The sequence below is a fragment of the Aeromonas sp. HMWF017 genome, assembly GCF_003061465.1.
Lineage (GTDB): Bacteria > Pseudomonadota > Gammaproteobacteria > Enterobacterales > Aeromonadaceae > Aeromonas > Aeromonas veronii.
Genome location: NZ_QAJD01000127.1, coordinates 1 through 7,435 on the forward strand (window position 1 = coordinate 1; position 7,435 = coordinate 7,435).

At 62.0% G+C, this 7,435-nt stretch carries 8 protein-coding genes and 1 pseudogene; 3 read left to right on the forward strand and 6 right to left on the reverse strand.

Annotated elements, in window-relative coordinates; translation table 11 throughout:
- Nucleotides 1–381 (forward strand): annotated as a pseudogene (locus tag DBR30_RS12250) (GNAT family N-acetyltransferase); the annotation flags it as partial.
- Nucleotides 382–494: 113 nt separating this feature from the next.
- Here the strand turns inward: DBR30_RS12250 and DBR30_RS12255 are convergent.
- The 4 genes from DBR30_RS12255 to DBR30_RS12270 all read right to left on the reverse strand — a co-directional run bounded on the left by DBR30_RS12255 (nucleotide 495) and on the right by DBR30_RS12270 (nucleotide 3,484).
- Nucleotides 495–803 carry a SelT/SelW/SelH family protein gene (locus DBR30_RS12255; RefSeq protein WP_042009815.1) on the reverse strand — a complete coding sequence of 103 codons (309 nt, stop codon included), beginning with the start codon at nucleotides 801–803 and terminating at the stop codon, nucleotides 495–497.
- 76 nt (nucleotides 804–879) lie between these two features.
- Nucleotides 880–2,004, reverse strand: a complete 1,125-nt coding sequence (locus tag DBR30_RS12260) for an adenosylhomocysteinase (RefSeq protein WP_005361782.1) — start codon at nucleotides 2,002–2,004, stop codon at nucleotides 880–882.
- A gap of 182 nt (nucleotides 2,005–2,186) precedes the next feature.
- Nucleotides 2,187–2,924, reverse strand: a complete 738-nt coding sequence (locus tag DBR30_RS12265; protein WP_108541453.1) for a hypothetical protein — start codon at nucleotides 2,922–2,924, stop codon at nucleotides 2,187–2,189.
- Entirely contained in the window at nucleotides 2,924–3,484 is a 561-nt protein-coding gene (locus tag DBR30_RS12270) for a YceI family protein (protein ID WP_005334411.1), read from the reverse strand. The genes DBR30_RS12265 and DBR30_RS12270 overlap by 1 nt, the downstream gene beginning before the upstream one ends.
- A 109-nt stretch (nucleotides 3,485–3,593) precedes the next feature.
- Here DBR30_RS12270 and DBR30_RS12275 point away from each other — a divergent pair, with 109 nt between their 5' ends.
- The gene (locus DBR30_RS12275) at nucleotides 3,594–4,496 is read left to right on the forward strand and encodes a LysR family transcriptional regulator (protein WP_058059914.1); all 903 of its coding nucleotides are present in this window, start codon (nucleotides 3,594–3,596) and stop codon (nucleotides 4,494–4,496) included.
- Between the two features lie 42 nt (nucleotides 4,497–4,538).
- On the opposite strand, the gene DBR30_RS12280 is transcribed toward DBR30_RS12275, so the two are convergent.
- Nucleotides 4,539–4,967 carry a hypothetical protein gene (locus tag DBR30_RS12280; protein ID WP_108541452.1) on the reverse strand — a complete coding sequence of 143 codons (429 nt, stop codon included), beginning with the start codon at nucleotides 4,965–4,967 and terminating at the stop codon, nucleotides 4,539–4,541.
- 67 nt (nucleotides 4,968–5,034) lie between these two features.
- Between DBR30_RS12280 and DBR30_RS12285 the strand changes: the two genes are divergently transcribed.
- The gene (locus DBR30_RS12285) at nucleotides 5,035–6,765 is read left to right on the forward strand and encodes a formate--tetrahydrofolate ligase (protein WP_108541451.1); all 1,731 of its coding nucleotides are present in this window, start codon (nucleotides 5,035–5,037) and stop codon (nucleotides 6,763–6,765) included.
- Nucleotides 6,766–6,836: 71 nt separating this feature from the next.
- On the opposite strand, the gene DBR30_RS22150 is transcribed toward DBR30_RS12285, so the two are convergent.
- Nucleotides 6,837–7,435: methyl-accepting chemotaxis protein (locus tag DBR30_RS22150; protein ID WP_258224418.1), on the reverse strand; the 599-nt coding region annotated here is incomplete at its 5' end.

Genomic DNA, 7,435 nt, shown 5'->3' on the forward strand with positions numbered 1-7,435 from the left:
GTGTCGCTCTCCGGCAGCCTGCCGCCGGCGGCCAAGGATCTGCTGGTGAGCTTCTACCGCCAGCACTTTGCCCCCGAGCTGGCGCTGGCCCCCTCGCGCCGCCCCTACCCCGAGACGCAACCTCTGTTCGACGGGGTGGATTACGGCGCCGACCTCAAAGCACTCAAGGCCCGCCTCGACAATTTGGGCTGCGCCATCCCTACCCTCTACAAGCAGTATTCCGAGCTGTGCGAGCCGGGCGGCGTCCAGTTTATGGATTTTGGCATCGACCCCGACTTCAACCACTGCATCGATGGGCTGGTGTGGGTCGATGTGAGCCGCATCAAGTCCCACAAGCGGGCCCGCTATATCGGCAGTCATCTGGCCGAGTCGCACTTATAACCCTGCTGGAGCCAGGCAAACAGCCAAATGCAAAAAGGAGAGAGAGGCCATCGCCTCCCTCTCCTTTCGCTCTCATGCTCAGCACCTATTCGAGGCGCTCGGCCCATCTGGCGTTACTCGGCCGCCTTGCGATCCGAGTGGCCGAGATCCCGCTCAGGGGCGATGACGTCACGCACCCGCTGCTTGATCTCCTTGGCCTCGGGGAAGCCCTCATCGACTACCCGATCCCACACCTGCACCCCGCCCACCAGAATGCGGAACTCCCCCTTGCTGGCCGGCACCAGCGCCACCTCCCCCAGATCGCTGTCAAAGGTGGAGAGCAGCTCCTGCGCCAGCCAGGCGGCGCGCAGCATCCAGCGACAGAGGGTGCAGTAGCGGATTTCGATGCGGGGTTTGCTGATCAGGGTTTCAGACTCGGTCATGAGTGACTCCATAAAAAAGCGACAATGGCGGGAAGTGGCGTTCCGCGGCCCAATGGCCGCTCCCGGTTTGGTCAAATCAGTGCTGATCAACCCCATGAAAGTCGGCCAGCCAATGGCGGGCAATGGTACGCATCGCCGATTCTGGCAGCTCGAACAGGCCGGGTGCAAGAGGGCCTGCCGCCAGCATCCGGATCCCTTCCATGATCTCCGCCAGCACCAGATAGACATATTCGCCAATCACGGCGCCATGAACGAAGTTGACCGCCTCGCCCCGGTTGAGCAGGTAGATCTGGGTGCCATCCGGCCGGTTGAGGGCCAGCACATGGGGGCACACCTCTTCGCTCGGCCACGGCAACTGGGCCAGCGAGAAGGCAAACTCGTCGTCGGCCGAGGTGACCGAGGCGACCATGGTGCCGGGGCGCAGCGCCTGCAGATCCGCCAAGTCCAGCGAGCCGTTGCCGGTAGAGCAGATCACCAGCTCGGCGCGGCTCAAGGCTTCAGCCTTGGTGATCAAGCGAAAACCGTGAGAGAGCGCTTCGACCTGTCGCAGCACATCGGTCTCCACCAGCCCGAGATGGAGGTTGCGACAGCGCAGGTCGCGGGCGATGCTGCGCCCCACCTTGCCATAGCCAAACAGCACGGCTTCGCAGACGTTGAAGGTACGGTTGAGGTTGCGGGCCAGCGACTCCGCGGAGTAGACCACGCTCAAACCAATCTGGATATCCTCGGCCTGCTTGAGGGGGCTGCGCGCCACCGACACCACAGGGGTCGCCAGCACCTCCTGCTCATAGCGTTGATGGCCGTTCTCGGTCATCTCCACCACCCCGAGGAAACGGGGGCCAAAGTATTCACTCAAGATCACCTGGGTTTTGGCAAAGTAACCGCCAATATCGAGGATCAGCAACCGCTCGTGGGGGGCCACCAGCGGCGCAATCTGCTGGATGATGCTGTCGGGTTCATTGGTCCAGCGTCGGTTGAGGGGCAGCACCGGATAGTGCTGGGATACCCACTCCAGGGTCGGACCGTGTACCGATTTCGGTTTGGGTAAAATGGCGCCAATCCGTCCAATCTGACCGAGAGCGTCGATAAAACGGGGGCGATCGGGAAGCAGGTGAGTGACCAGCAGAATGCAGAGACCGTCGATACGTCCCTGTCCGGTGAAATGGCGAAAAAACAGATGCTCAGATCCTTGACTGCGCAACTGTGGCCTCCTTATGTGCCGCAAAGCAGGCAAACAGAACCCGGCGCGGCCGGGTTCTGTGTGTGTCCAAATAAAATGAAAATCCTTTTTATCTGAAACACATATGGGGCTCAATCATTATCTGCCAAGAGTATGAGCGAGTATGCAAAAATGACTGTAATTGCCTGTTTTTCATGCAAAAATCAGTACAAGGAAGCAGCAGGCCACACCCACCATAGGCTTAGTCCGGTTCCCGCGGCAGCGAGCAGGATCAGCCCACCCCAACACACTGGCCAGGGTTTGTCACGTAACGCCCACTCCAGCAGCGGCAGCAACCAGACCGGCAGCAACACCACCAGCGGCACCTCCACATATTGCCAGGCCAGCATCTGGACGAAGGCGAGGGCCAGCGCCAGACCGGCTGGGGCTACCTTGGTGCCAACAACGGTGGCAAGCAGGGCACGAAAACCGGCGAAAGCGGCCAGCGCACCGGCCAGCTGGGCAATCAGCAGACTGCCATCGATGCCGATCACCAGCGCCAACCAGATAAAGCCGAGGGCAAACCCGAGCCCTTCGCGGCTGTCACCGCGCAGACCGCTCCAACCAAACCAGAGGATGGCGGGCAGTAGCGCCAGCCAGATCCCGGGTTCGCTCGCCAATACCGATGCCAATCCCTGCCACCACACCAGCGCGCTGAACACGGCAAAGAGCAGCAGCGAGCCGCGCAGATCGTTCACCTGAGCCGCAATGGCGGGGACCAGCAGGGTTAGCGGCAGCCACTGCCACGCCTTTTCCGGTATGCCATAGAGGCCACCGAGCCAGGATCCCACCAGCCAGAGCGCCAGCGCGCCCCACAGATAACCCAGTCGCGGCCAGCGCCACGATAGCAAAGCGGCTCCCAGAGGAGCCGCCAGGGTTTGCAGCAGAAGTTCCGCGCCCATTACTTGCGCACGCCTTCGACAAACAGGTTGATGTTCATCTCGTCCGGAATGCCGGGCAGCATGTAGCTCACGCCAAAGTCACTGCGTTTGATGGTGGTGGAGGCGTTGAAGCCGCTGCGGTAGCCGCCCCAGGGATCCTTGCCCTCACCGATCTTGACCAGATCGAAGGCCACTTCCTTGGAGACGCCGTGCAGAGTCAGGGTCCCTTTCAGCACGCCTTTATCCTTGGTGCCCTCGTAAGCGGAGCTGACGAAGGTCATCTTGGGATACTGCTTCACGTCGAGGAAGTCCGGACTGCGCAGGTGCTTGTCGCGGGCTTCGTGATTGGAGTCGACGCTGGCGGCATCCACTTCGAAGCTCGCCTTGGCGGCCGCCGGGTTGGCGTCATCCATGCTGAAGGTGCCGCTGAAGGTGTTGAAGCGACCCACCAGCTCGGAGAAGCCCAGGTGACCCACCTTGAACTGCACTGTGGTGTGCGCCGCATCCACGTCGTAATCCGCCGCCATCAGAGGGGTAGCCATAAACAGGCAGGAGGCCAGCAGAGCCTTGGTCATTTTCATCCGTTCGTTCCTTCATCTTGGGGTTCACATCAGTGGTTAAAATGCTAACCTCGTTCTGAAGATGAATAATCAGTGATTTATTAAATTCATTATTTACTGAGGATGGAAAATGGACCAGATCGCCGCCATGCGCACCTTTATCAAGGTGGTGGAGTGCCAGAGCTTTACCAGGGCCGCCAACCAGCTCGGCATCTCGGTCGCCATGGCCTCCAAACTGATGCAACAGCTGGAGGAGTCCCTCGCCACCCGGCTGCTGTCGCGTACTACCCGTCAGGTCAATCCCACCGAGGCGGGCCAGTTCTACTACCAGCGATCCCTCGCCCTGCTGGCGGAGCTGGAAGAGACCCACAGCCAGCTGACCCACCACAACCAGCAGCCGAACGGCACCCTCAAGCTCTCGGTGCCGATGGATTTTGGCTATCTGCACCTCTCCCCCGCCCTGCCGCTGTTTCGCCAGCGCTTTCCCGATCTCAAGCTCGATATCGAGTACAGCGACCGGCGAGTGGCCCTGGTGGAAGAGGGGTTCGATCTGGCGCTGCGGATCGGCCACCTCAGCGACTCCTCGCTGGTGGCGCGCCAGCTTGCCACCATTCGGGTCGAGCTTTGCGCCAGCCCCGCCTATCTGGCACGCAAGGGCAGACCGGAAAAACCCGAGGATCTCAAACAGCACGACTGTCTGATCTACACCCTGACCCAGCCGGAGTGGCACTTCAAACGGGGAAGTGAGCAGCAGAGCATCCGGCCACAGGGGCCGCTGCGGGCCAACAACGGGGTGGCGCTGACCCGCGCCGCTTGTGATGATCAGGGCATCATATTGCAGCCCACCTTTATCGTGGGGGAGGCCCTGCGGTCAGGGCAGCTGGTCAGCCTGCTGCCTGAGTGGGACAAGGGAGAGGTGGGACTTTATGCGGTCTATCCGCACCGCCGCTTCGTCTCGGCCAAGGTGCGCTGCTTTATCGAGTTCGTGCAGGAGCGCTATCTCGCCCCGCAACAGTGGGATGCGCCGACCTGATTGCCAGAGCAGAGGATACGGCCTTCTGGTCCAGCTTGAAACCTAACGCTGGCCGGATGCGGTGGTGGATGCGGCAACAGGGGTGAGCTTGGCTAGCAGACGCTCCTGCTCGAGGCTTAACTGCCAGCGTGGCAGCCGGGTGCGGACAACCGACAACTGCTGCTCACTGAAGGCATAGGGGAGCGCCACTTCAATCTCGGGGCAGTCAAACATGGCGGCCAGCTGCAGGATCAAAATGAGGTTTGCCTCGTCGGTCTTGTGCTTGTTGACCCGTTTGCGGATCTCGTGGCGCAGCTGGGTTTCGGGGTCCTGGGTCATCGCCTGCCAGCCGAAACCGAACAACGGCACCAGCGCGCTGACAATCCCCAGCGCCGTCATCGGCTGCTTGGGGGGATGATAGAGTGCGTTGAGATCCAGCCGAACAGGATTCTGACGAACCTCACCCTCACCAAATAAAATCGTTTTCGTCATTGGATTACCCGTTATATTCCACTAGACTGCGCCGCATATTTTACCCCGATATGCCAACGAGGTGCTGATGCTAAGCGATATCGAGATCTCCCGCCAGTCCCCCCGTCTCTCAATCCACGCGCTGGCCGAACGCCTCGCCATCCCCCAGCAACTGCTCAGCCCTCATGGCCACTACAAAGGCAAGCTCAGCCTCGACCTGCTCACGTCTCAACCCAAGCAGAGCGGCAAGCTGGTACTGGTGAGCGCCATCACCCCGACCCCGCTCGGTGAAGGGAAGACGGTGACTACCCTTGGCCTCTCCATGGGGCTCAACCATATCGGCCAGCCCAGCATCGCCACTATCCGCCAGCCGAGCCTCGGCCCGGTATTCGGGGTCAAGGGGGGGGCAGCCGGTGGCGGCCACGCCCAGGTGGTGCCGATGGAGGAGATGAACCTCCACCTTACCGGCGATTTTCACGCCCTGACGGCGGCCCACAATCTGGCGGCTGCAGCCCTCGATGCCCGCCTGTTCCATGAGCGTAAACTCGGCGACCAGTTCAGCGCCAAAACCGGCCTGCCGCGGCTCGATATCAATGCTGACAACATTCTCTGGCCACGCACCCTCGACATGAATGACCGCGCCCTGCGCCACCTCACGATTGGACAGGGGGGCGCTGCCGATGGTGTGGAGCGCAGCGATCGCTTCGTCATTACCGCCGCCTCCGAGCTGATGGCCATTCTGGCGCTGGCGAGCGATCTGAAAGACCTGCGCCAGCGCATCGGCCGCATCCAGCTGGCCCGCGATATTCACGGCAAGCCCATTACCGCCGAACAGTTGGAAGTGGCGGGCGCCATGACGGTGCTGCTGAAAGACGCGCTGCAGCCGACCCTGATGCAGACCACCGAGCAGACACCAGTGCTGGTGCACGCCGGCCCCTTTGCCAATATTGCCCACGGCAACTCCTCGGTGATCGCCGATCGCATCGCTCTTGGCCTGACCGACTATGTAGTAACCGAAGCAGGTTTTGGCTCCGACATGGGGCTGGAGAAGTTCTTCAACATCAAGAGCCGCCAATCCGGCATTACCCCCGCCTGCGTGGTGCTGGTGGCCACGGTGCGCGGTCTCAAGGCCAACAGCGGCCTGCTCGATATCCGCCCGGGCCAACCGCTGCCGGCGAGCCTGCAGGGGGAGGATCTGCCGACCCTCAAGCAGGGCTGCGCCAACCTCGCCTGGCATATCCGGAACGCCCGTCGCTACGGGGTGCCGGTGGTGGTCGCCATCAACCGCTTCCCCACCGACAGCGAAGCCGAACTGGCGCTGCTGGCCCATGAAGCGCAGCAAGCCGGAGCCTGTGGCGCGGCCATCTCCAACGCCTTCACCCAGGGTGGTGCCGGTGCCAGCAAGCTGGCCCGCGCCGTAGTCGCCGCTTGCGAACAACCCGCCAAGGTAAAACTGCTCTACCCCGACAAGATGAGCCTCGACGCCAAACTGGCGACCCTGGTGGAGTGCGGCTACGGTGGCCGCGGGGTGCAGCTCTCCGACAAAGCCCGCCAGCAGCTGGCCCAACTCTCCGCCGAAGGGTGGGATCACTTGCCCATCTGCGTGGCCAAGACGCCGCTCTCCATCAGCCACGACCCAGCCCTCAAAGGGGTGCCGACCGATTTCGAGGTGCCCATCGACGAGGTGAAGCTCTGCGCCGGTGCAGGCTTCGTCTATGCGCTGGCGGGCCCCATCATGACCATGCCGGGGCTGGGCAGTTTGCCTGCCTATCGCCATATCGATATCGATGAGAACGGCGAGATAGTCGGCCTGAGCTGAGCCCTTCCACAACGCCAGAAACAACAAGGCCCCGCCAATTGCGGGGCCTTCTGTTATCCATGCATCAACCCTTAGAGGGTGAAGCGCTGGGTCATATGATGCAGGGTGTTGGCCAGCTTGCTCAGCTCGACGCAAGCCTGGGCGATCTGATGAGCGCCCTGGGCATTCTCGTCAGCGGCATTGTGAATGTTGACGATGCTGCGGTTGAGCTCTTCGGTCACCGCGTTCTGCTCTTCGGTGGCGGTGGCGATCAGGGTGTTCATGTCGGTGATGCGCACCACGGCACCGTTGATGGACTCGATACTGGAACCGGCATCCCGCGCCAGACCGACGCTCTCCTGCATCTGGTGACGGCTCAGCTGCATGGCGTTGCCCGCCTCGGCGGCGCGGCTCTGCAAGAGCTCGATCATCTTGCTGATCTCGGCGGTGGAGTCCTGGGTACGCTGGGCCAGGGAGCGCACTTCATCCGCAACGACCGCAAAACCACGGCCCTGCTCACCGGCACGGGCCGCTTCGATGGCGGCGTTAAGGGCTAGCAGGTTGGTCTGACCGGCGATATCGCGGATCACATCCAGCACCACGCTGATGTTGGCGCTGTCGGCCTCCAGCTGCTGCACCACTGTGCCCGCCTGTTCAATCTTGACCGACACCTCTTCAATGCTGGCAATGG

Bases quoted from the DNA above. Each gene is read 5' to 3' on its own strand.
- DBR30_RS12270 (WP_005334411.1), bottom strand. From the start codon at position 3,484: ATGAAAATGACCAAGGCTCTGCTGGCCTCCTGCCTGTTTATGGCTACC.
- DBR30_RS12255 (WP_042009815.1), bottom strand. From the start codon at position 803: ATGACCGAGTCTGAAACCCTGATCAGCAAACCCCGCATCGAAATCCGC.
- DBR30_RS12280 (WP_108541452.1), bottom strand. From the start codon at position 4,967: ATGACGAAAACGATTTTATTTGGTGAGGGTGAGGTTCGTCAGAATCCT.
- DBR30_RS12275 (WP_058059914.1), top strand. From the start codon at position 3,594: ATGGACCAGATCGCCGCCATGCGCACCTTTATCAAGGTGGTGGAGTGC.
- DBR30_RS12285 (WP_108541451.1), top strand. From the start codon at position 5,035: ATGCTAAGCGATATCGAGATCTCCCGCCAGTCCCCCCGTCTCTCAATC.
- DBR30_RS12265 (WP_108541453.1), bottom strand. From the start codon at position 2,924: ATGGGCGCGGAACTTCTGCTGCAAACCCTGGCGGCTCCTCTGGGAGCC.